At 68.5% G+C, this 26200-nt stretch carries 25 protein-coding genes; 17 read left to right on the top strand and 8 right to left on the bottom strand.

Annotation, left to right across the window (positions count from 1 at the left end):
- Positions 1-69 precede the first annotated feature (69 nt).
- From J7528_RS10120 to J7528_RS10075, 10 genes are all read left to right on the top strand, one after another.
- Positions 70-459: a RidA family protein gene (locus J7528_RS10120; protein WP_291873566.1), complete on the top strand. Its 390-nt coding sequence runs from the start codon at positions 70-72 to the stop codon at positions 457-459.
- Between the two features lie 9 nt (positions 460-468).
- Positions 469-1752, top strand: a complete 1284-nt coding sequence (locus J7528_RS10115) for an alanine racemase (protein WP_291873563.1) — start codon at positions 469-471, stop codon at positions 1750-1752.
- An 8-nt stretch (positions 1753-1760) separates the two neighbouring features.
- Positions 1761-3224, top strand: a complete 1464-nt coding sequence (locus J7528_RS10110; protein ID WP_291873561.1) for a D-aminoacylase — start codon at positions 1761-1763, stop codon at positions 3222-3224.
- Between the two features lie 171 nt (positions 3225-3395).
- A complete protein-coding gene (locus J7528_RS10105) occupies positions 3396-5672 on the top strand; it encodes a TonB-dependent receptor (RefSeq protein ID WP_291873558.1) in 2277 nt (758 codons plus the stop codon).
- Positions 5669-6232, top strand: coding sequence for a hypothetical protein (locus tag J7528_RS10100; protein ID WP_291873556.1), 564 nt, complete (start codon positions 5669-5671; stop codon positions 6230-6232). The genes J7528_RS10105 and J7528_RS10100 overlap by 4 nt, the downstream gene beginning before the upstream one ends.
- A complete protein-coding gene (locus J7528_RS10095; protein ID WP_291873553.1) occupies positions 6232-7737 on the top strand; it encodes a PepSY-associated TM helix domain-containing protein in 1506 nt (501 codons plus the stop codon). The genes J7528_RS10100 and J7528_RS10095 overlap by 1 nt, the downstream gene beginning before the upstream one ends.
- Before the next feature lie 70 nt (positions 7738-7807).
- Positions 7808-9307: an MFS transporter gene (locus J7528_RS10090; RefSeq protein WP_291873550.1), complete on the top strand. Its 1500-nt coding sequence runs from the start codon at positions 7808-7810 to the stop codon at positions 9305-9307.
- 99 nt (positions 9308-9406) lie between these two features.
- Entirely contained in the window at positions 9407-11551 is a 2145-nt protein-coding gene (locus J7528_RS10085; protein ID WP_291873547.1) for an outer membrane beta-barrel family protein, read from the top strand.
- 235 nt (positions 11552-11786) lie between these two features.
- Positions 11787-12887 carry a PepSY domain-containing protein gene (locus J7528_RS10080; protein WP_291873544.1) on the top strand — a complete coding sequence of 367 codons (1101 nt, stop codon included), beginning with the start codon at positions 11787-11789 and terminating at the stop codon, positions 12885-12887.
- Entirely contained in the window at positions 12884-13054 is a 171-nt protein-coding gene (locus J7528_RS10075) for a hypothetical protein (RefSeq protein WP_291873541.1), read from the top strand. The genes J7528_RS10080 and J7528_RS10075 overlap by 4 nt, the downstream gene beginning before the upstream one ends.
- On the opposite strand, the gene J7528_RS10070 is transcribed toward J7528_RS10075, so the two are convergent.
- The 3 genes from J7528_RS10070 to J7528_RS10060 are packed head-to-tail and all read right to left on the bottom strand — an operon-like array spanning position 13038 to position 14866.
- A complete protein-coding gene (locus tag J7528_RS10070) occupies positions 13038-13583 on the bottom strand; it encodes a peroxidase-related enzyme (RefSeq protein ID WP_291873537.1) in 546 nt (181 codons plus the stop codon). The genes J7528_RS10075 and J7528_RS10070 overlap by 17 nt on opposite strands.
- A 15-nt stretch (positions 13584-13598) precedes the next feature.
- Positions 13599-14120 carry a redoxin domain-containing protein gene (locus J7528_RS10065; protein ID WP_291873535.1) on the bottom strand — a complete coding sequence of 174 codons (522 nt, stop codon included), beginning with the start codon at positions 14118-14120 and terminating at the stop codon, positions 13599-13601.
- Positions 14121-14131: 11 nt separating this feature from the next.
- Positions 14132-14866: a hypothetical protein gene (locus J7528_RS10060; RefSeq protein WP_291873532.1), complete on the bottom strand. Its 735-nt coding sequence runs from the start codon at positions 14864-14866 to the stop codon at positions 14132-14134.
- Between the two features lie 120 nt (positions 14867-14986).
- On the opposite strand from J7528_RS10060, the gene J7528_RS10055 reads away from it, so the two are divergent.
- A complete protein-coding gene (locus J7528_RS10055; RefSeq protein ID WP_291873530.1) occupies positions 14987-15877 on the top strand; it encodes a LysR family transcriptional regulator in 891 nt (296 codons plus the stop codon).
- Positions 15878-15973: 96 nt separating this feature from the next.
- On the opposite strand, the gene J7528_RS10050 is transcribed toward J7528_RS10055, so the two are convergent.
- Entirely contained in the window at positions 15974-17416 is a 1443-nt protein-coding gene (locus J7528_RS10050) for a catalase (RefSeq protein WP_291873528.1), read from the bottom strand.
- 296 nt (positions 17417-17712) lie between these two features.
- Here J7528_RS10050 and J7528_RS10045 point away from each other — a divergent pair, with 296 nt between their 5' ends.
- Both J7528_RS10045 and J7528_RS10040 read left to right on the top strand, forming a co-directional pair.
- Complete coding sequence (locus J7528_RS10045; protein ID WP_291874406.1) at positions 17713-18549, top strand: alpha/beta hydrolase; 837 nt, start codon at positions 17713-17715, stop codon at positions 18547-18549.
- Between the two features lie 88 nt (positions 18550-18637).
- Positions 18638-19060, top strand: coding sequence for an AraC family transcriptional regulator (locus J7528_RS10040; RefSeq protein WP_291873526.1), 423 nt, complete (start codon positions 18638-18640; stop codon positions 19058-19060).
- Here J7528_RS10040 and J7528_RS10035 read toward each other — a convergent pair.
- Together J7528_RS10035 and J7528_RS10030 are read right to left on the bottom strand one after the other, a co-directional pair.
- Entirely contained in the window at positions 19057-20058 is a 1002-nt protein-coding gene (locus J7528_RS10035) for a FecR domain-containing protein (protein ID WP_291873523.1), read from the bottom strand. The two genes, J7528_RS10040 and J7528_RS10035, sit on opposite strands and share 4 nt — an antisense overlap.
- The gene (locus J7528_RS10030; protein WP_291873521.1) at positions 20055-20627 is read right to left on the bottom strand and encodes a sigma-70 family RNA polymerase sigma factor; all 573 of its coding nucleotides are present in this window, start codon (positions 20625-20627) and stop codon (positions 20055-20057) included. The genes J7528_RS10035 and J7528_RS10030 overlap by 4 nt, the downstream gene beginning before the upstream one ends.
- Positions 20628-20938: 311 nt before the next feature.
- Between J7528_RS10030 and J7528_RS10025 the strand changes: the two genes are divergently transcribed.
- The gene (locus J7528_RS10025) at positions 20939-21655 is read left to right on the top strand and encodes a Crp/Fnr family transcriptional regulator (RefSeq protein ID WP_291873518.1); all 717 of its coding nucleotides are present in this window, start codon (positions 20939-20941) and stop codon (positions 21653-21655) included.
- Here the strand turns inward: J7528_RS10025 and J7528_RS10020 are convergent.
- A complete protein-coding gene (locus J7528_RS10020) occupies positions 21652-22347 on the bottom strand; it encodes a Crp/Fnr family transcriptional regulator (RefSeq protein ID WP_291873516.1) in 696 nt (231 codons plus the stop codon). The two genes, J7528_RS10025 and J7528_RS10020, sit on opposite strands and share 4 nt — an antisense overlap.
- 157 nt (positions 22348-22504) lie before the next feature.
- Entirely contained in the window at positions 22505-23929 is a 1425-nt protein-coding gene (locus tag J7528_RS10015) for a helix-turn-helix transcriptional regulator (RefSeq protein WP_291873513.1), read from the bottom strand.
- A gap of 165 nt (positions 23930-24094) precedes the next feature.
- On the opposite strand from J7528_RS10015, the gene J7528_RS10010 reads away from it, so the two are divergent.
- From J7528_RS10010 to J7528_RS10000, 3 genes are all read left to right on the top strand, one after another.
- The gene (locus J7528_RS10010; protein ID WP_291873511.1) at positions 24095-25714 is read left to right on the top strand and encodes an isocitrate lyase; all 1620 of its coding nucleotides are present in this window, start codon (positions 24095-24097) and stop codon (positions 25712-25714) included.
- A gap of 11 nt (positions 25715-25725) precedes the next feature.
- Positions 25726-25950 carry a hypothetical protein gene (locus tag J7528_RS10005; RefSeq protein WP_291873509.1) on the top strand — a complete coding sequence of 75 codons (225 nt, stop codon included), beginning with the start codon at positions 25726-25728 and terminating at the stop codon, positions 25948-25950.
- A gap of 155 nt (positions 25951-26105) precedes the next feature.
- The coding region (locus J7528_RS10000; RefSeq protein ID WP_291874404.1) for a hypothetical protein at positions 26106-26200 on the top strand (95 nt) is incomplete at its 3' end.

Below are 26200 nucleotides of genomic sequence, written 5' to 3'. Positions count from 1 at the left end.
ACACCACTACATCCATAGTGGCTCTTGCGATCGCAACAGCGCGTGTTTCGCAAGCTTCTGGAGGTTCTCTTGTCGATCGAACGCATCGGGGCCACGGCCACCGGAACTGGCGGCCAGACCCTGCCCTTCTGCCAGGCGACGATCGCCAACGGGTTCGTGTTCGTGTCGGGCCAGGTGGCCATGGACGAGAACGGCGTCGTGGTCGAAGGCGGCATCGTCCCGCAGACCCACAAGACCATCCAGAATGTCATCGCCATCCTGGAAAAGGCCGGCTGCACCCTGAAGGACGTGGTGAAGGCCAACATCTGGCTGGACGACGCCCGTGACTTCCACGCCTTCAACCGCGTCTACGCCAGCTATTTCGCAGAGGGTTTCCCGGCCCGCGCCTGCGTGCAGTCGCCGCTGATGATCGACGCCAAGGTCGAGATCGAAGTCGTCGCCCTGAAGCCGCAAGCCTAGAGGGCGGACGTGGTGCTGGGGGACATCGACAAGCTGGAACTCGCGCCGGGAACCAAGGCCATTTCGCTGGATGGTTCGATCCGGACGGTCGGCGACCTGGCCCACGCCGGCCTCAACCTGCTGGCCGGCGACGTGCCGGTCCCGGCGGCGGTGCTCAAGCGCTCGGCGCTGGAGAACAACCTCGCCGTCATGCAGGCCTATGTCGACAAGGCCGGCGCCAAGCTCGCCCCCCACGCCAAGACCACCATGTGCCCGCAGCTTCTGCGGCGCCAGTTGGACGGCGGCGCCTGGGGGCTGACGGTGGCGACCATAACCCAGCTGAAGCTGTGTCACGACCTGGGCGCGCCACGCATCATCCTGGCCAACCAGCTGGTGGGCCGGGCCGAGATCGAGGGCCTGGCGCGCCTGACCGCCGCCGCGCCCGACCGCCCCTGCTACGTCCTGATCGATAGCGAGGGCGGCGCCCGCGCCATCTCGGACGTCTTCGCCCGCTTCCCGGACGCCCCGCCCGCGCGCCTGCTGATCGAGCTGGGCATGGCCGACGGCCGCTGCGGCGTGCGCACCCTGGACGAGGGTCTGGCCCTGGCCCGCCTGGTCCGCGACCTGCCGCGCGTCGAACTGCACGGCGTCGAGGGTTATGAAGGCCTGATCTTCACCGACCATGCCAAGCAGGACGCGACCGACGTCGACGCCTATCTGGGCGGGCTACAGGGCTTCTACGACCAACTGCGCGCCGAGGCTCTCTTCGCCGATCCGGACGAGGTCATCCTGACCGCCGGCGGCTCGGCCTATTACGACCTCGTCGCCCGCGCCTTGGCTGGCGATACGCCCGGCGCCGTGCCCGTGCTGCGCAGCGGCTGCTACGTCACCCACGACAGCGGCTTCTATCGCGAGCTTCTGGCCCGCATGGACGATCGCAGCGTGATCGGCGAACCGCCGCGCCTGAAGCCCGCGCTAGAGGTCTGGACCCGGGTCATCTCGCGCCCGCAGCCGAACCTGGCCATGGTCATGATGGGCAAGCGCGACGTGTCGTTCGACATCCACCTGCCCATGGCCCGCAAGTGGTTCCGCGAGGGCCTGCACGCCGCGCCCCAGCCCGCCCCCGACGTCACCGTCGAGAAGCTGGCCGACCAGCACGGCTTCCTGTCCGTCCCGCCCGACGCGGACCTCAAGGTCGGCGACCTGTTGGGCTTCGAGATCTCCCACCCGTGCACGACCTTCGACAAGTGGTCGCTGCTGCTGGAGGTCGATGACGACTACGCCGTCCTGGGCGGCCTCAAGACGTTCTTTTGACGCGTATCATGGTCACAGACAGCATCACCGCCGACATCCTCCTCAAGAACGGCCTGGTCATCGACGGCGGCGGCGGCGAGGCCTTCGCGGCCGACGTGGCGATCAAGGACGACGTCATCGTCGCCATCGGCCCGGACCTGGCGATTGAGGCGCGCGAGATCGTCGACGTCACCGGCCTGGTCGTCGCCCCCGGCTTCATCGACGTGCATACGCACGACGACCTGATCTGCATCACTCAGCCAGACATGACGCCCAAGATCAGCCAGGGCGTCACCACGGTGGTGGCCGGCAACTGCGGGATCTCGGCGCCGCTGCTGCGCTTCGACGATGCCGTCGCCGAGCCCTTCAACCTCTTGGGCGCGCGCGAGGACTTCGCATACGACACCTTCGCCGACTACCGCCGGGCGGTGGAAGCGGCCGTGCCGCGCGTCAATGTCGCCGCCCTGGTCGGCCATTCGGCCCTGCGGGTCGTGGCGATGGACGACCTGGAGCGCCCCGCCGACGCCGATCAGCGCGCGCACATGGACGCCCTGCTGCAGGACGCCCTGGACGAAGGCGCCCTGGGCCTCAGCTCCGGCGTCTTCTACGCCCCGGCCCAGGCGGCCGATGTCGCGGAACTGCAAGGCCTGGCCCACACGGTCGCCAAGGCCGACGGTGTCTACACCGCCCACATCCGCGACGAGCGTGAGGGCATCATCGAAGCGCTGAAGGAGGCCTTCGAGGTCGCCCAAGGGGGAACAGAGCGTGGCCCCGCCCCGCTGATCCTGTCGCACCACAAGTGCGCCGGCGTGCGCAACTGGGGCCGCGCGGCCGAGACCCTGGGCCTGATCGACCAGACCCGCCAGAAGCAGCCGGTCTATCTGGATTGCTACCCCTACACGGCCGGCTCGACGATCATCCGCCCCGACTTGGCCGACGGCGAGGTCGAGATCCTGATCAACTGGTCCGAGCCGCATCCCGATATGGGCGGCCGCACCCTCAAGTCGATCGCCGAGGAATGGGGCCTGAGCCAGCCCGAGGCGGCCGAGCGGCTGCAGCCCGGCGGCGCCAGCTACTTCCAGATGGCCGAGCGCGACATGCAGGCCATCCTCAGCCACGCCTGCTGCATGGTCGGCTCGGATGGCCTGCCGCACGACACCCTGCCCCACCCGCGCCTGTGGGGGGCCTTCCCGCGCGTGCTGGGCCACTATGCCCGCGACCTGGGCCTGATGAGCCTGGAGGCCGCCGTGCACAAGATGACCGGCCTGGCCGCCGAGACCTTCCGCCTCAAGGACCGCGGCCGCATCGCCGTGGGCATGAAGGCCGACATCACCGTGTTCGACGCGGCGACCATCCTGGACCTGGCCACCTATGAGGCCCCGACCCAGGCGGCGCGCGGCATCGCCCATGTCTTCGTCAATGGCGTACTGGCCTGGTCGGACGGCGGGCCGACGCCGCAGCGCGCCGGCCGCTTCCTGCGCCGCGCGACCTAAGAGCGCCGCCGCGCTCGCCCGCCGGTTCTGGCGCGCTTACGTCAGGTCATTTTCGTAATTGAGATTGACTCGCATAATCATGAGCACGTAAGCGCCCTCCCATCAGTTTTGTGGCGGGGGTTATCGATGAAGCGGATGTGGTTGGCGGCGAGCGCGCTGGGCGTTCTGGTTATGGCGCAAGGGGTCCACGCGGCCGAGACCGCCCCGCCCGTTGACGATCAGGCCAATGCCGTCGAGGCCGTCATCGTCACCGGCGAAAAGACCAACCGGGGACTGCAGCAGACCGTCACCAGCGTGGCCGTCACCACCGCCGCCAAGATCGAGCGCGAGAACATCCGGAACTTCTACGACGTGGTCGCCGGCACGGCGAACATGAGCGAGACCTACGGCAAGACCGGCTTCACGATCCGGGGCGTGTCCAACAGCAACGTCTCGGGCGGCGGGACTGGTGGCCTGGCCACCATCTATGTCGACGGCGCGGCCCTGCCGGTGGAAGCCAGCTACGGAGGTCCGCTGGACCTGTGGGACATCGGCCAGGTGGAGGTGCTGCGCGGTCCGCAGTCGACCCTGCAAGGCCGCAACTCGCTGGCCGGCGCGGTGATCATCACCTCGGCCAACCCGACCCAGACCTTCCAGGGCCGCGCCCGCGTCGGCTACGCCAGCGGCGACGAGCGCAGCGTGGCGCTGGCGCTCAGCGGTCCGATCGTCCAGGACCAGTTGGCCTTCCGCCTGGCCGCCGAGAAGAAGAAGAGCGACGGCTTCATCTACAATCCGACCCTGAAGCAGGACATGGACGCGGTCGACAACCTGTATGTCCGCGGCAAGCTGCTGTTCACGCCCACCGCCGCGCCGAACCTGCGGGCGATGCTAGCCTACGCCCACAACGACCGCGACGGGGCGTATCTGTTCACCTATGCGCGCACCGATCGCCCCGACTACTACGACCACCGCATCGACACCTCGGGCGATCCCAGCCGCACCAAGACCAAGTCGGACATCCTGACGCTGGACGCGTCCTACGCGTTCACCGACAAGCTGACCCTGAACGCCATCGCCTCGTTCAACGCCGTCGCCAGCGACGCTACGGTCGACTTCGACTACCTGCCGGTCCGCAGCTCGTACGGCACCCGCAGCCAGCGCAACGACACCACCTCGCTGGAGCTGCGGCTGAACTATGAGGGCGAGCGGCTGAAGGGCCTGGTCGGCCTGTATCAAGCCCGGCGCGACGCCCGGGACTATTCGGTCAGCCTGACCAACGTGCCGTTCCCGCGCGCCACCCTGGTCAGCGTCCTGACCTCGACCCTGCTGGCCGGCACGCCTTCGCCGACGCCCGCGCAGCAGGCCGGCGCCGCGGCCCAGGCCAATGCCTTCGCCAACCTCTACATCGCCGCTCTGCCGGTGGTGCCGGTCGACTATACCGGCGACCAGCCCTCAGTGATCGACACCAGCGCCATCTTCGCCGACGCCAGCTTCGCGCTGACCGACAAGCTCTCGGTGCTGGGCGGCTTCCGCTACGACCACGAAGAGAACACCAGCAGCACTGTGCAGACGGCGCGCTTCGCCGGGACCTATCCGACGCCCGCCGCCTTCGGCGCCTACGCGCCCTATGTGGTCCAGGTGAACGCCTTCGTGGCCGGCATGGTCGCCCAGGCCAACTCGTCCGCGCCCACGGGCACTCGCAAGTTCAACGCCTTCCTGCCCAAGGTCGGCGTCAAATACGAGTGGACGCCGGACATCAACACCAGCCTGGTCGCCCAGCGCGGCTATCGCTCGGGCGGGTCGACGGTCAACGCCGCGCGCTCGTCGGTGGCGGCCTATGATCCGGAATACACCTGGAACTACGAGGCCTCGCTGCGCACCGCCTGGCTGGACGGGACCCTGACGGTCAACGCCAACGCCTTCTACACCGACTGGAAGGACCAGCAGGTCACCGTCAACATGGGCCTCAACGCCTATGACTACGAGGTCAAGAACGCCGGCAAGTCGCACCTGTACGGCTTCGAGGTCGAGGTGAACCAGCGCGTCACGCCGCAGCTGTCCTGGTACGCCTCGGCGGGCCACACCAAGACCAAGTTCGACGACTTCACGGTCAATGCGGGCACGGCCACGACAAACCTGTCGGGCTCGGAATTCCCCTATGCCCCGCACTGGACGCTGGCGGCCGGCGCCGACTACCGCTGGGACAACGGCGTGCTGGCCCACCTGGACGGCAACTACCGCAGCGACTCGTTCTCGCAGGCCGACATCAGCCAGGCCCAGGAGGCGCTGGTGAAGGCCCGCCTGCTGTTCAACGCCCGCCTTGGCTACGAACGCGAGCACTGGGGCGCCTATGTCTTCGCCAAGAACCTGCTGAACGCCACCTACAGCCAGTACAATCGCGACGACGCCCACATCGCCCTGCTCAGCGAGCCGCGCATCCTGGGCGTGACCCTGGAGACCCGCTGGTGAGCCCGCTCTGGAGCCTGGCCCTCGCGCCCCTGCCGTTGGCGGGGGCGTTTCTGCTGAAGAAGGCCTGGGACGAGCCCGGCCCGAACCGGCCTCGTTTCATCCTCGGCGGCTGGGGCCTGCTGGCCGTCGCCATCGCCGCCTCGGTCCCGCTGATGGGGCCCGCGCGAGGTCCGTTCGTCATGCTGTCGATCGGCTCGACCGTCGCGCTGATCCTGGTCGCCGCCGGCGTCGAGCGCCGCAACGCCAAGAAGAAGGCTCTGCGCGAGCTGGCGCCCGAACCCTCGGACCGTCGCCGCGTCGTCTGGCGCGGCTGGCTGCGCGGCTTTCTCGCCGGTCCGCTGGCGGGCGTCGCGGCCCTGGGCTGCGGCCTGGCCGTGGCCATCTGCGCGCCGGGCCAGATCCAGAGCCGCATGGTCATTGGCGGGCTGATGGTTCCGTTCCTGTGGGCCGGCGGCATGGCCTGGACCCTGTCGGACGACAAGATCCTGCGCGCCTTCGCCGTGCTGGCCGGCGTCTCGGTCGTCACCTTGGGCGCGGCCTTCCTGAAGGGAGCGCTGTGATGGACGGTACAACCGCCGCTCCGGCCAAGACGAAGGTCGCCGGCAAGCCGATCTGGCCCAAGGTGCCCGCCGAGTTCGTCCGCGCCATGCTGGCCGGCCACTCGGCCCTGGGCCTGGCCTTCGCGGCGCTGATCTATTTGGTCTGCTTTTCGGGCTCGATCGCCGTCTTCACGCAGGAGTTCGGCCGCTGGGAACAGCCCGCCGGGCCCGTCCTGCACGACGTCACGCCCCAGGCCGCCGACGCGGCCTTCCGTGAGGTGCTGGCCAAGAACCCCAAGGCCCACGACCTGTTCGTCCGCCTGCCCGAGCCGGCCTATCCGCGCCTGTCGGTCCACGGCGACGACGCCAAGGGCGGCGAGCACACCTGGTTCGCCGACGCGTCCGGCAAGGTCGTGGCCGAGCAGCAGACGCCCTGGATGACGTTCCAGGCCGAGCTGCACACCGTGCTGCACCTGCCGCGCGCCTGGGGTGGCTTCATCGTCGGCCTGACGGGCGTCGCTTTGCTGTCCTCGCTGGTCTCGGGCGTGCTGTCGCATCCGCGCGTGTTCAAGGACGCCTTCGCGTTTCGCTGGGGCGGCTCCAAGCGCCTGCAGGAAGCCGACCTGCACAACCGCATCTCGGTGTGGGGCCTGCCGTTCCACCTGGTGGTCTCGCTGACCGGCGCCTTCCTAGGGCTGACCGTGATCATCGTCGGCGTGCTGGCCCTGGCCACCTTCAAGGGCGACACCAGCAAAGCCTACGCCCTGTTCACGGGTCCCCAGGTCAAGGACGACCCGCGCCCGGCGGCCCAGCCGTTCAATGTCGAGGCCGCCCTGACGACGCTGAAGGCCCGCTACCCCGAAGGCCGCGTGAACTATCTCTACATCGAGCACCCGACCGAGATGGGCCAGCACGCCAGCGTCAATGTCGTGCACGACGGCCGCCTGTCGCGCGGCGAGACCGTGGTCGTCGACGGGGCCGGCAAGATCCTGGGCGAGGTCGGCTACGAGAGCGGCTCGGTCGGCATGCGTGTGCTGTCGACCATGACCCCGCTGCACTTCGGCTGGTTCGGCGGCTGGCCGGTGAAGGTCGCCTATCTGCTGCTGGGCCTGGGCCTGACGGCGGTGACCTCCAGCGGCGTCGCCATCTGGCTGGCACGCCGCCGCGACAAGGGTCGTCCGGCGCCGCGCTGGGAGCGGATCTGGATCGCCTTCGTCTGGAGCCAGCCCGTGGCCTACGCCTTCTCGGCCCTGGTCGCGGTGCTGTCGCCGCCGACGCCGCCCGTCGCGGTCTGGGGCCTGGCGACCCTGGCGGCCTGCGCCTCGGCCATCGTCGGGACGCCGGCCGGCATCTCGATCGCCCTGCGCCGCATCGCCGCCGGCCTGCTGACCCTGGTCGCCCTGGCCCATGCCGGCTTCCATTTCGGCAGCATGGCCGACCCGGTGGGCTGGATCATCGACGCCAGTCTGCTAGCCACGGCCGCGCTGCTGGCGGCCACGACGCTGAAACCCAGATCGGCCGTTTAGTGGGTGGCCCTCCGTGCGCGGAGGGCCTATCTCACCGCCAGGGAGGAACGTCGCAGCTCGTCGAGTTCCTATGGTGAAGTTTCGTCGGCGCGGTCTGGCGTCGATCAATTCCGAGATCCGCGACGGCATCGTCCCCGCCGCCGACGGCGTGACCGTCTCGCCCGAGACCGCGACTGCCGAAGCCCCCAAGGCCCGCGACTACCGCATCGTGGCGATGATCATCGCCTGCGCCCTCTTCATGGAGCAGATGGACGCCACCGTGCTGGCGACCGCCCTGCCGACCATGGCCCGCGACTTCGGCGTCCCAGCCACCAACCTCAGCTCGGCCCTGACCGCCTATCTGCTGGCCCTGGCCGTGTTCATCCCCGCCAGCGGACGCCTGGCCGACCGCTTCGGGGCCAAGACCGTCTTTCGCCTGGCCATCATCATCTTCGTGGCCGGCTCGACCCTGTGCGGCCAGGCGACCAACCTGCCGTTCCTGATCCTCGCCCGCTTCCTGCAAGGCATGGGCGGAGCGATGATGATCCCGATCGGGCGCCTGGTTTTGCTGCGCTCGGTGGCCAAGCAGGACATGGTCTCGGCGACCTCGTGGCTGATCATGCCGGCCCTGATCGGCCCAATCATCGGCCCGCCGATCGGTGGCTTCATCGTCACCTATCTGGACTGGCGCTGGATCTTTTACCTGAACATCCCGATCGGTCTGCTGGGCCTCGTTTTGGTCACCCTGTTTATCGACGAGGTGCGCGGCGAGACGCCTAAGCGTACCGACATTCCGGGCTTCCTGCTGTCGGGCATGTCACTGGGCTGCCTGCTGTTCGGCTTCGAGATGACCAGCCGCAGCGGCGAGCTGACCAACGCCTTGATGCTGATCGCCATCGGCGTTGTCGCCGGCGCGCTCTACATCCGCCACGCCCGCAGACACGCCGCGCCGATCCTTGACCTGACCCTGATGCAGGTCCCCTCGTTCCGGCTGTCGGTGATCGGTGGCTCTCTGACCCGCATCACCCAGGGCGCCCAGCCGTTCCTGATCCCGCTGATGCTGCAGCTGGGTTTCGGCATGAGCGCGGCGGTCAGCGGCACGATCACCATCGCCGGAGCCATCGGCTCGCTAGCCATGAAGAGCCTGGCGCCACGCCTGCTGCGCCGCTTCGGCTTTCGCGACAGCATGATCGTCGCCGGACTGGCCGCCAGCGTCGGCTACGCCCTGTGCGGCTTCTTCCGGCCCGGCTGGCCGATCCCGCTGATCTTCCTGACCCTGATGGCCAGCGGGTTCTGCATGTCGTTCCAGTTCACCGCCTACAACACCATCGCCTATGACGAGATCCCGCCCGAGCGGATGAGCGCGGCGACCAGCTTCTACGCCACCTTCCAGCAGCTGATGCTGTCGATGGGCGTCTGCGCGGGGGCGGCGGCGCTGCATGTCGGCATGCTGGCCGGCGGCCACGCCAATCCGCAGCTGTTGGACTTCACCGTCGCCTTCCTGGTGGTCACCGCGATCTCCGCCTCGGCCACGATCTGGAACCGCCGCTTCGACAAGGACGCCGGAGCCGAGTTGAGCGGCCACAAGTAGGCTTTCGTCGCATTACGGAAAGTACACTTGTAGTTCACCTGACCTGAAAGCGATCCTTCGCCGGTCGCCGCGCCTCGCGGCCGTTTGGGGGATCCATCAGTGCATATCGGCCTCGTCTGGGCCGCGGTCGTCGCCGCGCAAGCCACCACGCCCGCTCCGCCGCCGCAAAAGCCGGCCGAGCCCGCCAATGGCGTCAGCGCGGTGACCGTCACCGCCGACGCGCCTGCCGTGCGCACCTCGATCGACCGCCGCAGCTACAGCGTCGCCAATGACCTGACCGCCCAGACCGGCTCGGTCTCGGACGCCTTGAGGAACCTGCCGTCGGTCGAGGTCGACGTGCAGGGCAATGTCAGCCTGCGCGGCGATCCCAACGTCACCATCCTGATCGACGGCAAGCCCTCGGGCCTGTTCCAGGGTGAGGGCCGAGGCCAGGCGCTGCAGCAGATGCCGGCCGAGCGCATCGACCGCGTCGAGGTGATCACCAACCCCTCGGCCGAGTTCCGCGCCGACGGCACGGGCGGGGTCATCAACCTGATCACCAAGAAGGCCAAGGGCGCCGGTCGCACCAGCGGCCTGCGCCTGACCGCCGGCGACGCGGGCCGCAGCGGGGCCAGCGCCAATATCGGCTACAACAGCGGCAAGCTGTCGGCGGCCGGCGACATCAACTGGCGCCGCGACCCGGCCAGCCAGGCCGACTATGAGCGCCGCCAGCAGGCCAATCTGGACAACGAGACCCAAGGCAAGACCAGCTTCGACTTCCGCAGCCTGACCAGCCAGGGCACGGTCGACTACGACATCTCCGACAAGCTGCGGATCGGCGGCGAGGCGCGTCTCAGCCGCTTCAAGCTGGGCCTGGACGCCGCCGCCGACACCACCCGCCGCGACGGCCTGGGCGCCCTGACCCAGGCCTTCCATCGCGACCTGACCATCCGCCAGACCCGCGACAACGCCGCCCTCAGCACGAACCTGAAGAAGAAGTTCGACGGCGACGGCCACGAGCTGTCGTTGAAGCTCAGCTACGACGTCGTGGACGACAACCGCACGCGCACCGGCCACACCGCGACCGTGCTGCCCACCGCCTCCAGCACCTGGGACCAGCAGCGGCTGGGCTACGACACCCGCCAGACCGACCTGAAGGGCGACTATGTCCGGCCCATGGGTCCGGGCCAGACGCTGAAGGTCGGCTTCGACCTGCAGTTCGACGACAACGGCTACGACAATGTCGGCCTGCGCGGGACCAGCCTGTCAAACCTCGTGGTCGATCCGGGCCTGACCAGCCGGTTCTTCTACGAGCAGCAACTCAGCCAGGCCTATGTCACCTACGAGCGGCCGCTGGCCAAGCTGACCCTGCTGGCCGGCCTGCGCTACGAGCAGTCGAAGCTGGATCTGACCGCCGCCGGCGTGAAGACCGACAACGACACCACCAGGCTGATGCCCAGCCTGCACGTGTCGTACCCGCTGACCGACCGCCAGAAGCTGACCGCCAGCTACAGCCAGCGCCTGCAACGCCCCGGCCCGTTCGACCTGAACCCGGTGCCGTTCATGCTGGACCCGCTGAACTACCGGATCGGCAATCCGAACCTCAAACCCCAGCAGACCCATTCGTTCGAGCTGGGCTGGCAGTATCGCAAGGCCCCGCTGACGGCCCTGGCCACCCTGTACTATCGTGAGAACGACAAGGTGGTGTCGGACGTCGTCACCGACATGGGCGGCGGGGTGTTCGTCACCACCAAGGCCAATGTCTCCCAGACCCGCAACGGCGGTCTGGAGCTCGTCCTGAATGGCAAGCTGACCTCCAAAGTGACCTACAATATCAGCAGCAACACCTTCTGGGCCGAGCTGGACGGTTCGAACCTGGGCATCCCCGGCACGCGTTCGATGGTCACTGTCCAGGGACGCGGCAGCCTGAACTGGCAGGCCACGCCCAAGGACCTCTTGCAGATGAACGGCTTCATCAGCGGCAAGCGCCTGACCGCCCAGGGCTACGCCCTGCCCGCCATCGGCATCGACCTGGGTTATCGCCGCAAGATCGACGACCGGCTGTCTCTGGTGGTCACGGTGCAGGACGCCTTCGGCCTGTTCCGCGACAAGCAGGTGATCGACACCCCGACGCTGAAGAGCCTGGTCGTCCGCGACGTCGACGCCCGCTGGGTTCGCGTGGGCCTGGCCTGGACCTTCGGAACCGGCAAGTCTCGCAAGGATCCGGGCTTCGACTTCCAGAGCCCCGGCGGCGGTCCCGGCTAGGCTGAAACCGCCTCCAGAAAATCTGCCTCGATTAATCCCCATCAAATGAATAGGAATTAATCAGCAGCGTCTTCCTCCCCTTTGACGCCGCACAACTCAGCGCCGCCTCGGGCTCTCCTCTTGGGGCCGGCGCGGGCGTCCCCGGCGAGGCCTGCCCGCCGAACCGGGGACGCGCCACCTTGCTCCGCGCCATCGGAACCGCTACGCGAACGCTTCTCATTCGCTCGAGTTCTCGATGACGCCCAAGACCGTCCGCGCCTGGACGCTGATCCACAAGTGGACCAGCCTGATCTGCACGGCGTTCCTGCTGATGCTTTGCGTCACCGGCCTGCCGCTGGTCTTCCACGACGAGATCGACGGGGCGCTGAACCATGAGCCGAAGATCGTCGCCCAGCCCGGTCAGCGTCTCGCGACCCTGGACGAGGTGCTGGACACCGCGCTGAAGGCGCGCCCCGGCGAGGTCGGCCTGTTCATGAGCTTCGACATCGACCGGCCGGTCGTGAACGTCACCAGCGGCCCTCGCCCAGACGCGCCCGAGAGCCAGATGCACTTCGCGTCGATCGACCTGACCACGGGCAAGATCCTGGCCCCCGGCGGCGCGGCGGGCGGGGTGATGGACGTCATCCTACGCATCCACAAGGACATGTTCCTGGGGCTGCCGGGCCTGCTGTTCCTGGGCTTCATGGGGCTGCTATTCACGGCCGCCATCGTCTCGGGCCTGGTCGTCTACCCGCCCTTCATGCGCAAGCTGGATTTCGGCACGGTGCGCGTCTCGCGCTCGAGCCGTCTAAAGTGGTTGGACTATCACAACCTACTGGGCGTCGTGACGGCGGCCTGGGTCATCGTCGTGGGCCTGACGGGCGTCATCAACACCCTGTCCGAACCGATCATCCAGGTCTGGAAGGCCAACGAACTGGCCGCCATGACCGCGCCCTACAAGGGCAAGCCCGTCCCGACGCATCTCAGCTCGATCGGCAAGGCCGTGGCCACCGCTCAAGCCGCCGCGCCGGGCATGCGGGTGCAGTTCGTGGCGTTCCCGGGCGGCTCGTTTTCGAGCAACCACCACTATGCCGTCTTCATGCAAGGCGAGACGCCGGCCACCGAGAAACTGCTGACCCCGGCGCTGATCGACGCCGAGACAGGCCAGCTCACCGCCATGCGCCGCATGCCCTGGTACGCCCAGGCGCTGCTGCTGTCACAGCCCCTGCACTTCGGCGACTATGGCGGCCTGCCGCTGAAGATCCTGTGGGCGCTGCTGGACGTGGTGACCATCGTGGTGCTGGTCACCGGCCTCTATCTGTGGCTCTCCAAGCGTCGCGGCGGAGAGGCGTCATGAGCCCCTTCCGCCGCGTCTGGGCCGCCCCGATCGCGATCGCCGTCGTCAGCCTGATCGGCCTGGTCGCCGCCCTGCTGGGCGACGGCCTCAACGACTGGGTCTCGTGGATCGGCCTGGCGGTCCCGCTCGTGGTGATCGTCTGGGCCCGCCTTAGGCGGCGGACTTGAGGCGCACACCGGGGAAGTCCACCGGCACGTCCAGGGCGACATTGACGTAGTTGGTGAAGAGGTTCAGCGCCACGTGAGCGATGATCTCGACCACGCCCTCGTCATCGAAGCCGGCGGCCTTCAGCGCCGCGACATCGCCTTCCGAGATCGCCGCGCGGTCGCGGACCACCTTCAGGGCGAAGGTCAGGGCCGCCTGGGTGCGCGGATCCGCCGAGGTCCCGACCTGGGCGGCGGCCATCTCGTCGGCCGAGGCGCCGGCGCGGCGGCCCAGGGCGGTGTGGGCGGCCAGGCAGTATTCGCAAGCGTTGGCGTTGGCGATGGCCACGGCGATCTCCTCGCCCAGGCGCGCGCCCAGCTTGCCGCCGCCCAAGGCGCCGAACGCGCTCCACATGCTGCTGAGAGCCGCCGGCGAATTGGCGACGGCCTTGAACATGTTCGGCACGACGCCGAACGCGCCCTTGATCTGGTCGAGGGCCGGCTTGACGTCGGCGCCGGCAGCGGCCGGGTCGATCAGGTTCACACGGGTCATGGTTAGTCTCCTTCTCTAGGTCTGGGGAATGGCGCAGACGCCGCTGGCGCAGTCGTCGGCAGGGGCTTTGGATTGCAGGATGCGGGTGATCTCGGCTCCGACATTCAGGTCCGGCGCATGGCCGAACACCTGGCGGCGCAGCCGACCCTCGGCGTCGATCAGCACCAGGGTCGGGGTGCCGCGCATGCGATAGGCCGACATGGTCCGAGGGATCGGATCGTCGATGCCGGCGGCGTCGATGCCGACCGGGAACTTGATCCGGTACTCGTGCAGGAAGGCCTCGAGCGTGGCGGGGCTGTTGGCCTCGTGGTGCTCGAAGACGCTGTGCAGGCCGACCACCGCCAGGTCCTCGGCGGGGAAGGCCTCGCGCAGGCGCTGGGCCTGGGGCAGCGCGTGGCTGACGCATCCCGGGCACAGCATCTGGAAGGCGTACAGCGCGACGGCCTTGCCGCGCAGGCTCTCCAGGGTTAGGGGTACAGGCGTGTTGAACCACTGCGTCGTCATCCAGGACGGCGCAGGGCCATTCAGCGATGGCATGGGCTTGTTCCTTAGTGGGCGTGGGCGCCCTTGGTGATGGAAGTGACCTTGCCCGGCAGGCTGAGATCGCCGGAGGCCACGTCGAAGACGTCGGACACGCACAGCAGCGGCGCGTGCAGGTTGCCGTTGACCTTCAGGGCCGAGGTGACGCCGTCGAACTTGACGCCCTCGGTCGCGCCGATCACCGAGACCGGGACCTTCACCTCCACGGTGTCGGTGGCCAGGGTGGTCGGATAGGTCGGGCTGTCGATCAGCAGCGGCACGCCGGGCCAGGTGGCCGGCAGCTTGGGCTTGGCGCCTTCCGGGATGTCCTTGACCTTCAGCGCGGCCGGGCCGCAGGCGGGATCCTTGGTCAGCACCACCCAGTGCGGGTGCCAGACGTGGCGGTTGACCGCTCCGCCCGCGCCGTCGTCGAAGTCCGGGTGGAAGGTCACGGCCAGGGCCAGGATCCCCTGGGCGCTGTCGAAGCCGACCGTGGCGCTGTCCAGCGAGGTCGGCCAGACATAGCTGTAGACCGCGCTGCCGGCGAACTGGCCGGTGGCCTTGGGCTTCAGCTCCCCGGCCTTGCCGCGCACCTGGACCTTGAAGGCGACATCCGCGCCGTTCGAGACGATCTCGGTGCGGACGATGTCGAACGGCGCGGCGGCGGCCGGCGTGGCCGGAGCGGTGATCGCTTGGGCCGCGACACTGCCGGCGGTCAGGAACGAAAGGGCGGAGGCGGCGAGCGCCGAACGCAGCTTGGACATGAAGACTACCCCTTGATGAGCGCGGCCTCGGCCGCCGTTGTGAAGAAGGTGGTGGTTGATTTTCGTTGTGGGACTGCCCAGTTTCGTCCGAACGCTATTCAAATTCGCATGGGATGAGCGATGGACTGGGACGACCTCCGCGTATTCCTGGCGGTGGCCAAGTCGGGCAGCCTGACCCGCGCGGCCCGCGACCTGGGGCTCAGCCAGCCCACGGTCGGCCGACGCATCGCGGCGCTGGAGAAGCGCACCGGCGCGCGCCTGCTGGACCGCACCCCGACCGGCTACATCACCACCGCCGCCGGCGCGGCGATCCTGGCGGGCCTGGAGCGGATGGAGGGCGAGGCCCTCGCCGTCGAGCGGATGATCATCGGCCACGACGCGGGCCTGTCCGGCCCCGTTCGCGTCACCGCCATCGAGTGGTTCGCCGCCCGCGTCCTGGCCCCGATCTTCGCCGACTTCACCCTGGAGCATCCGGAGGTGACCATCGAGCTGCTGACCGACGTGCGCCTGTTCAGCCTGACGCGGCGCGAGGCCGACATCGCCCTGTCCTTCAACCGCTTCGACCAGGCCGACATCTTCCAGCGCAAGGTGGCCGACGTGCCGCACGCCCTGTTCGCCTCGCCGGACTACATCGCGCGGCGCGGTACGCCCGATTGCCGGACCGGCATGGGCGGCCACGCCATCATCCAGATGGACGAGCAGCACGGCGGCCAGGTCGACGCCGAGTGGCTGGCCGGCATCGCCGTCGACGCCCATGTCGCCCTGCGCAGCAACAGCCGCGAAGCCCAGGCCCGCGCCTGCGCCGCCGGGGCGGGCGTCGCGGTGCTGCCGCGCTGCCTGGGCGAGAAGACCCCGGGCCTTGTGGAGATCGTCACCCATTCTCTGCCTCCGACGCGGACGGTGTGGCTGGGAGTGCACCGCGACGTGCGCCAGACGCCGCGCGTGCGGGCGCTGGTCGAGGCCACGGCCGAGGGGTTGAAGACGTCCGGCTACCTGGCCGACGCGGCCTGAAAATGGACTGAGAAAGCGGGCCGTCCCGGCGGCCGGGGAAACCGTTCGGGACGGCCCTTCGGGTCCAAGTGTGCAGCGGCGGTGGCGGACCCGAACCTATGGCGCCAGGCGAGCCAGCGCCTCGGCGACGCCCGCGCCATAGGCTGGATCAGCCCGGACGCAGTTGGCGATGTGGCGCTCCTGGATGTCGACGCTGGCCCCGCCCAGCGAGCGGGCGGTGTTGTCGAACAGGGCCTGGCGCTGCGTGGCGTTCATCAGCCGGAACAGGTCGCCGGGCTGCTGCCAGTGGTCCTCGTCGACCCGGTGATCCCAATGGGCGGCCGCGCCGTCGATGGCCAGCGGCGGCTCGTTCAGCTCGGGCCTGTCGATCCACTCGCCCCGGCTGTTGGGCCAGTAGTGCGTTGTCCCGCCCAGATTGCCGTCCGTCCGCATCGCCCCGTCGCGGTGATAGCTGTGGAACGGGCACTTGGGCGCATTGACCGGGATATGGTTGAAGTTGACGCCCAGCCGGTAGCGCTGGGCGTCGCCGTACGAGAACAGCCGCGCCTGCAGCATCTTGTCCGGCGAGACGCCGATGCCCGGCACGATATTGGCCGGCGTGAACGCCGCCTGCTCGACCTCGGCGAAGACATTGTCGGGATTGCGGTTCAGCTCCAGCACCCCGGCCTCGACCAGCGGGAACTGGCCCTTGGGCCAGACCTTGGTCAGGTCGAACGGGTTGAACTTGAAAGCCTTGGCCTGGGCGTCCGTCATCACCTGGATCGACAGGGTCCAGCGCGGGAAGTCGCCGCGCTCGATGGCCTCGAACAGGTCGCGCTGGCTGCTCTCGCGATCCTTGCCGACCAGGGCCTCGGCCTCGCTGTCGGTCAGGTTCTCGATGCCCTGGTGGCTGCGGAAGTGGAACTTGACCCAGGTCCGTTCGCCGCCTTCGCTGATGAAGCTGAAGGTGTGGCTGCCGAAGCCGTGCATGTGGCGATAGCCGCGCGGCAGGCCCCGGTCGCTCATCACGATGGTCACCTGGTGCAGGGCCTCGGGCAGCAGGGTCCAGAAGTCCCAGTTGTTCTGACTGCTGCGCATGCCCGTGCGCGGGTCGCGCTTGACCGCGTGGTTCAGGTCCGGAAAGCGCAGCGGATCGCGGAAGAAGAACACCGGGGTGTTGTTGCCCACGAGGTCCCAGTTGCCCTCCTCGGTGTAGAACTTGACCGCGAAGCCGCGGATGTCGCGCTCGGCGTCGGCCGCCCCGCGCTCGCCGGCCACGGTCGAGAAGCGCAGGAACACCGGCGTCTGCTTGCCGACCTCCGCAAAGATCTTGGCCTTGGTGAAGCGGGTGATGTCGCCGGTGACCGTGAAGGTCCCGTAGGCGCCCGAGCCCTTGGCGTGCATCCGGCGCTCGGGGATCACCTCGCGGTCGAAGTGGGCCAGTTTCTCGATCAGCCAGATGTCCTGCAGCAAGGCGGGCCCGCGCGGGCCGGCGGTCTCGATGTTGACGTTGTCGGCGACGGGGGCGCCGTTGGCGCGGGTCAGGCGGTGATCGGACACAAGGCGGCTCCGGGCGATCCAAGCGATGGCCCAAAGCTTGGCGACGTCGCGCCCGCCAGGATTGAACGAACTGACCGTGGATCACGCTCGGTTGGTGCAAGACCGATCCGCCGCGCCGGACCAAGAATGCCCGCGTTCGAAAAACGGGGGCTTTGATGAACTCACCCGAACCCAAGGACGATGACGTCACGCGTCGCGGCGTCGTCGGCGGAGGCCTCGGCATCGCCCTGCTGGCGATGGCCGGGCCCCAGGCGGCCTGTACGGCCCAACCTCAGAACCCACAAGGAATGACCCAGATGAGCAGCGGCTTTGTCACCACCAAGGACGGCGTCCAGATCTTCTACAAGGACTGGGGTCCCAAGACCGCCCAGCCGATCGTGTTCCACCACGGCTGGCCGCTGAGCGCGGACGACTGGGACAATCAGATGATGTTCTTCTACGCCCAGGGCTTCCGGGTCATCGCCCACGATCGCCGAGGCCACGGCCGCTCGACCCAGACCGACACCGGCAACGAGATGGACACCTACGCCGCCGACATGATCGCGGTGGCCAAGCACCTGGACCTAAAGAACGCCGTCCACATCGGCCACTCGACCGGCGGCGGCGAAGTCGCCCGCTACGTGGCGCGCTCCGAGCCCGGCCGCGTGGCCAAGGCCGTGCTGATCGGCGCGGTGCCGCCGATCATGGTCAAGTCCGATAAGAACCCCGGCGGCCTGCCGCTGGAGGTGTTCGACGGCTTCCGCGCCGCCACCGCCGCCAACCGCGCCCAGTTCTTCCACGACGTGCCGGCCGGCCCGTTCTACGGCTACAACCGCGCGGGCGCGAAGGTCGACCAGGGCGTGATCCTGAACTGGTGGCGCCAGGGTATGATGGGCGGCATCAAGGCCCACTACGACTGCATCAAGGCCTTCTCGGAGACCGACTTCACCGAGGACCTGAAGGCCATCACCGTCCCAACCCTGGTCATGCACGGCGACGACGACCAGATCGTTCCGTATGCGGATAGCGCGCCGCTGTCGGTCAAGCTGCTGAAGAACGGCACGCTGAAGACCTACAAGGGCCTGCCGCACGGCCTGTGCACGACCCACCCCGAGGTGGTGAACCCCGACCTCTTGGCCTTCATCAAGGCCTGATCCCGCTTCTGCCAGCGCACGGCGTACGGGTTCTCCGGCGCCGTGCGTGTTCTTGAGTCGAGGCCTCTCGGGTCTCGGGGAGAACATCATGCTGGGACATGTCGGGGGCGTCGAAACTCATACCTACCGGGAGCCGCCCCACTACGAGCCGCCCCAATACAAACAGCCAAGGATCGGCGGCCTGGCGCCCTGGCGCGCCCGCCAGGTCGAGCGGTTCATCGACGAGAACCTGAGCCTGCCGCTCAGCGTCGCCCGTATCGCCGCCTTCTCGGGCGTGGGCCCGGGCTATTTCGGGCGAGCCTGCAAGGACACCTTCGGCCTGGCTCCACGCGCCCTGATCACCCGCAAGCGTCTCGATCGGGCCAAGGTGCTGATGGCCACCACCGACGAGCCGCTGAACCAGATCGCCCTGGCCTGCGGCTTCGCCGACCAGTCGCACTTCACCAACCGCTTCCGTCGCCTGATGGGCATGACGCCCACGGCTTGGCGGCGCGATCACCGCACCGCCTAGTCGGCCCGCACCAGCTTCAACCGGCCCGGCCCATCGGGCACGGCCCGCACCGGATAGAGCTTGGCCAGGCTGCGGGCGAAGCGGGCGTTGTCGCCGGTGCGGAACTGGCCGGTGATCCGCAGGGCCGCCACGCGCGGATCGTCGATCACCAGCTGCAGCACGGCGTAACGATTGAGCTCGGCGACGACCTCGCTCAGCGGCTTGTCGTCAAACACCATGCGGACCTCGCGCCAGGTCTCCGAGCGGGTCGTATCAGCCTCCCGCACCACCTCCGGCTTGCCCGGCGCGACCAGCAGCTCCTGCCCCGGGCGCAGCACCACAGCGGCCTGGGCGGGACTGGCGCCAGGCACGTCGACGCGGACGCTGCCCTCCAGCAAGGTCACGCGCAGGCCCTCGGAGTCGCTGCGCACGTCGAAGCGCGTGCCCAAGGCCGTGACCAGCCTGCCCTCGGCCTCGACCACGAAGGGTCGCGCGGCGTCGTGGGCGATATCGAAATAGGCCTGCCCCCGCACCAGCCGCGCCCGCCGCTCGCCGGCGGTATAGGCCAGGTCCAGGGCGCTGCCGGGGGCCAAGGTCGCCTTGCTGCCGTCCGGCATGGGAAACAGGCGCTGCTGGTCGGCGGTCTCGAAGTCGATGCGCTGGGTCGCCGCCGCCGGCGTGACCGGATCGGCCTTCCACGGCGCCAGGGTCACGGCCAGCCCGACCGCCGCCACCGCGCAGGCGGCCGCCGCCAGCCACGGCGTGACCGATCGCGGCCCCCGCAGCGCCTTTGCCCGACGGCGCGGCAGGTCCAGCGGCCGGTGCTCGTCGGCGAAGTCGAAGCTGGCCAGCACCTCCTGGGCGTTCAGCCAGGCCTCCCGGTGCGCCGGATCCTGGTCCAGCCAGGCGTCCAGGCGCGCGGCCTGGACCGGATCGGCCTCGTCGATCTCGACCAGCAGGCGGGCGGCGGCCTGGTCCGGCGGCAGGCCCGCCAGGTCGCTGAGCATACGGTCGGTCATCGCGGGATCCTCGTATGCGCCAGGAGGTGTTCGAGGGCGCGCACCATGTGCTTTTCGACCGCGCTGGTCGAAAGCCCCAGCTGGTGGGCGACCTCGCGCACGGCCAGACCCTCGATGCGGCGAAGGATGAAGATGGCCCGGGTGCGCTCGGGCAGGGTCGAGAGCGCCTGGGTGGCGATGCGCAGGCTCTCGCGGGCGTCCAGCTGACGGGCCAGATCCAGGCCTTCGCCGTCGTGGCGGTCGGGGTCGAAAGGCACGTGCCGGTCGGCCCGCCGCGCCTGGCGCCGCCGATGGCGGTCGATCCAGACGCTGGCGGCGACGCGGAAGACATAGGCCCGCGCGTGCTCTTCCTCGGCCAGGCTCAGCTGGTCGGCCGCGCGGACGAAGACCTCCTGCGTCAGGTCCTCGACCTCGGCCTCCTGGCAGGGTCCAAGGCGCCGGCGGAAGAAGGCCGCCAGCGGCTCATTGAGAGAAGCCGCCAGCGCCGCCCCGCGCGCCTGGGCGCGGCGGCCTTGCTCGCTCGACGCGTCGCGCGGTCCCTCCATGAACTGTTCATGCTCCAGGAGCATGCGGAACTCCAGCGCCGGTCATTCTCTCGAACACGCACCGGCGGCGAAAACCCGTACCCTCAGCAGAGAGGGCTCTCGACGTCCGGTTTCAGGAACCGGCTGGCGCATACCGGCCGGGATCCAGACGCCGCGTCCGGGCGGCAGCACGATCGAAGCGTCGCCGGCCCGCACCGCCGCCACCCCTTTCAGCCGGTACGAGAAGGCGGCTACTGGGGCGAGCCGCGCCGGGTGCTGTTCAACGTGAGAGCGCGGTACTGGGCGGAACCTAACCCCGCCCCCGGCGTCTTTCGTGGATGACAGCCGGCGGCCAGATGGATCCGTTCATACGGAAGCTCGAACGGCGCGACGATCTTAGCGAGGTCGAGCGCGAGGCCCTGCGCGCCCTGCCCGCCCGCCTGCGCGAGGTGCGGGCCGGCCGAAACGTCGTCGGCTACGCTGCCCGGGTCCAGGTCAGCTGCCTGCTGATTTCCGGCATATGCGGACGCTTCTCCGCCCTGGCCAGCGGCGCGCGGCAGTACACCGAGATCAGCGTACCGGGTGACTTCGTCGACCTGCACGGCTTCGTCATGAAGCACCTGGACCACGGCGTGCACGCCTTCTCGAATTCGACGGTGCTGGACGTGCCGCACGAAGCGCTGAAGACCGTAACCGAACGCTATCCGCATCTGACGCGAATGTTGTGGCTGGAGACGGTGATCGACGCGGCCGTGCATCGCCAGTGGCTGCTGGCTCTGGGCCGTCAGAACGGCCCAGCCCGGCTGGCCCACCTGATCTGCGAACTCTACCTGCGGCTGGAAGTCGTGGGTCTGGCCAGCGACATGCGCATGGACCTGCCCCTGACCCAGCAGGAGCTGGGCGAGGTGCTGGGCTTTTCGGTCGTGCACGCCAACCGCACGCTGCAGGCCTTGCGCCGGCGCGACCTGATCACCTGGCGCGACCAGAAGGTGGAGATCCTGGATTGGGCGCGCCTTGCCCAGCTGGCTGAGTTCGACCCGACCTATCTGCGCCTGCAGAAAGAGCCGATCTAGGAGCTCTGGTCCGAGGCTGCTTCCAGGGCGGAACGGTCCAGCAGCGTCACCTGAGCGCCACGCATGTCGATCAGTTTGTCGCGCTTCATCTGCTGCAGGGTGCGGTTGACGTGCACCAGGCTCAGCCCCAAGGCGTCGGCCAGGATCTCCTGCTTGAGCGGCAGGTGGAACGTCTCGCCCCTCACCTCGCCGATTTCGGCCAGGCGGCTGTGCAGCTCCAGCAGCAGGTGGGCCATGCGCTCAAGGGCGGTCTGGCGGCCCAGACGCACCATCTGGTCGATCATCCGTCCTTGCTGTGCCGCCGCCGCGCCGGCGAAGACCCGGCCCAGGCGCTCGGTGCCGGCGGCGAAGCCCGCCTGCGCGCGGCGCACCTTCAACGGCGTCAGGGCCAGCACCTCGACCGAGCGCTGCGAGCGGGTCAGGAGATCGAAGCCGATCCCGTCGCCCGGCAACAGGAAAGCCAGGATCTGCCGCCGGCCATCGCGTAGCGAATGGGCCAGGCAAGCCCAGCCCGACAGCAGGAACATCGGCGGCGAACCGGTCAGCTCCAGGTTCTTGCCGGCGGGATAGGTCTCCACGCGCCCCAGCCGCGCCTCCAGCGCCGCCACGTCCTCATCGAGGAGCGGGCCATAACGCTTCAGCCTTCGGACATGCGGCTTGTCGACCGCCCCCTGCGAGGGGCTGCCTATCATGGGGTGTCCGCCCCGACTGAAACGCGCCGTACCGTGAATATCGTCATTGGTCGCTACGTCCCTAGCAGCGAGCCAGACCACGGTCTTTATCATCTGATAGGCATGTCGACCGATCGCATAAGGATATTCTTATGCCTCAGCACAACCTGATGAGCGCCTAGCGGGCGAACGGGAACGGCGAGAGGGACTTGCTGGTCTCCTCGACCAGCAGGGTCCTGTTGATCGGCGCGGCGGCCCGCTGGGGACAGGCGGGCCGTTCGCAGATCCGGCACGAGGGGCCGATCTCGACCGTGATGGGATTGGCGATGTCCAGGCCGCGCGCCTGCACCAGCTTGCTCGCATATTTCAGCTCGCAACCCAGGCCGATCACCAGCTCATCCTCGAGACCCGAGTGCAGGCCCGACACCCGCCGCACCGTGCGCGACAGGGTGAAGTAGCGCTCGCCGTCGGGGGTCTCGATCACCTGGGTGACGATGCGGCCGGGGGTCTTGAAGCTGTCGTGCACGTTCCAGCGCGGACAGGCGCCGCCGAAGCGCGAGAACGGAAACGGGCCGGACGCGAAGCGTTTGGAGATGTTCCCCGCCGCGTCCAGCCGCATCATGAAGAACGGCACGCCGCGCGAGCCCGAACGGCCCAGGGTGGTCAGGCGCTGGGCGGCCTGTTCGTAGCTGACGCCGAAGCGCGGACGCACCCGCTCGATGTCGTAGCCGCTGGCCTCCATGGCGCTGAGGAAGGCCTCGTAAGGCATCATGATCGCCGCCGCCAGGTAGCCGTCCAGGAACACCTTGAGCAACTGACGGGTGGCGCGGTCCGGCGCCTTGAAGCGGTCGGTCAGGTCCGACAGCACCTCGCCGCCCTCCATCAGGCCCAGCTGGTAGCACATGCCGAAGATCCGGCTGGCCGGGGCCAGGGTCTCCGACAGCATCAGGCGCTTGCGGTGATGGTCGTAGCGGCGCAGCGAGCCGGTCATCACCTCGACCGGCATGACCCGGGTCTGGACGCTGAACTTGCTCTGCAGGCGCTCGCGGACCGCGGGGCCCAGGTCCTGCGGGTCGGCCTTCAGCTGCGCGACGATCTTCTCGGCCAGGGTCTCCAGCTCGGCGAAGTGGTTGCGCTGGGCGCCGACCAGGTCGCGGACCCAGTCGGTCGGCGACTGCTCCGACACCGGCCCCGCCCCGTCCGGCCGTTCGAAGGCGCCCAGGTCGATCATCCGGCCGCGATCCAGATAGGCGCGGTAGAGCCGCGTCACCGCCTCGGCCAGGCCCGGCGACAGCTCGGCCACCTCGGCCGCTTCATGACGCGAGACGCCCAGGTCGGCGAACATCTTGTCGGCCAGCACCTCTTCCAGCCCCGCGCCGCCGCCCGGGTCGTCGGCCGACAGGCTGCGCAGGTCCAGGTCGTAGGCGTCGGCCAGACGCAGCAGCAGCTGGGCGGTGACCGGCCGCTGGTTGCGCTCCAGCAGGTTCAGATAGCTGGCCGAGACGCCCAGCTCCTCGGCCATCCGCGCCTGGGTCACCCCCAGATCGCGCCGCAGCCGCTTCAGCCGCCCCCCTAGAAAGAGCTTCTTGTCACCTGTCGCCATTTCGTCAACTTGTCACGACTTTACAGATTTTACAAAGTCGATCTTTGACAAATCACCTTCAATAGGTTCGACCCATCCCGCAGCGCAGCGTTAGCTCACCACGAACAGCTTTCCTTGGCCCGCAAAGGCGAAACGCCCCGGGCTCCTTAGTGGGATCGAACGACCATGACGCAGCGCAAGACCTATGCCGACCACCGCGACGCCCTGCTGGCGCGCTATCCGAACGGCGTGGCGCCGGGCGGCGTCGACATCGACGACATCATCCAGCTGAAGCTGCAGAACACCTTCCCGACCCACCTGGACATCGCTCGCGGCATGGCTCCGGTCATGCGCGCCGACATGGCCGCCTATGACGCCGACAGTTCGAAGTTCACCCAGTCACTGGGCTGCTGGTCGGGCTTCCACGCCCAGCAGATGATCAAGGCGGTCAAGCGCCTGCGCGGCACGACCAAGGGCGCCTATGTCTACCTGTCGGGCTGGATGGTCGCCGGCCTGCGCAACCGCTTTGGCCACCTGCCCGACCAGTCGATGCACGAGAAGACCTCGGTCGTCGACCTGATCGAGGAGATCTACGTCTCGCTGCGCCAGGCCGATGAAGTGGCGATCAACGACCTCTTCAAGACCCTGCGCGCGGCCCGCACCGCCGGCGACCAGGTCGCCGAGCAGGCCGCGATCAAGGCGATCGACACCTTCGAGACCCACGTGGTGCCGATCATCGCCGACATCGACGCCGGCTTCGGTAACGAGCACGCGACCTATCTGCTGGCCAAGGAGATGATCAAGGCCGGCGCCTGCTGCCTGCAGATCGAGAACCAGGTTTCGGACGCCAAGCAGTGCGGCCACCAGGACGGCAAGGTCACCGTGCCGCGCGAGGACTTCATCGAGAAGCTGCGCGCCTGCCGCCTGGCCTTCGAGGAACTGGGTGTCGACGAGGGCGTGATCGTCGCCCGCACCGACAGCCTGGGCGCGGGCCTGACCCAGAAGATCCCGGTCAGCGCCGGCGAAGGCGACCTGGCCGCCGATTACATCAAGTGGCTGAAGACCGAGGCCATCACGCCGGAAAATCCGCTGAAGGACGGCGAGTTGGCGATCATGAAGGACGGCGCCTTCGTCAAGCCGGTGCGCATGCCCAATGGCCTGTTCGCCTTCCAGGACGGCACCGGCCGCGCCCGGGTCATCGAGGACTGCATCGCCAACCTGACGCAAGGCGGCGCCGACCTGCTGTGGATCGAGACCGACACCCCCAATGTCGACGAGATCGCCTCGATGGTGGCCGAGATCCGCAAGGTCGTGCCGAACGCCAAGCTGACCTACAACAACTCGCCGTCGTTCAACTGGACGCTCAATCTGCGCAAGCAGGTCCGCGACCAGTGGATCGCCGAGGGCAAGATCCACAAGGACAGCTACCCGGACGGCAACAGCTTGATGTCAGCCGAGTACGACAAGAGCGACCTGGGCCGCGAGGCCGACGATCGCCTGGCGCGCTTCCAGGTCGACATCTCGACCCGCGCCGGCGTGTTCCACAACCTGATCACCCTGCCGACCTTCCACCTGACCGCCAAGAGCGTCGACGAGCTGTCGCGCGGCTACTTCGGCGAGGAGCGGATGCAGGCCTACGTCAATACGGTGCAGCGCGAGGAGATCCGCCGCGGCGTGTCGGCCGTCAAGCACCAGCACGAGGTCGGCTCGGATCTCGGCGACACCTTCAAGGAGATGGTCGCCGGCGAGCGCGCCCTGAAGGCCGGCGGCCACGCCAACACCATGAACCAGTTCGCGGCTGAATAGAGGAGAAAGCCATGAGCGTTACGCAATTCGCCCCCGCCGCCATGCCGGATACCGACGCCCAGAAGCGCGCGGTGGACCGGGTGGCCGAGGCCGCCCACCGCCTGAACGACGCCGTGCAGCGCGCCATCGCCGCGGGCTACTCGGTGGAACTGGTGCGCACCTCGCGCCACCATGACGGAACCGGTAACTGGGGCGACCAGATCGTCCCGACCGTCCGCCCCAACGGTACTCGTTAGCCCCTCAATCCGACTGTCCCCGCGAAAGCGGGGACCCAAGCTGACGTTCGGCTGCTAGATATCCCGCTTCAGCTTGGATCCCCGCTTTCGCGGGGATGGTCGGTGCGGGGGCAGTCGCCTCCAGATCCGTTTCTGCCTTTACCGGAAAGCTTCCCATGCCGCTCGACATCGCCGCCAACATCCAGGTCACCGGTCCGGTCGAAGGCCGCGCTGCGGAAGTACTCACCCCCGAAGCGCTGGACTTCGTGGC

Source organism: Caulobacter sp. (assembly GCF_017744445.1).
GTDB lineage: Bacteria > Pseudomonadota > Alphaproteobacteria > Caulobacterales > Caulobacteraceae > Caulobacter.
This window is presented reverse-complemented; position numbering and strand designations above follow the sequence as displayed.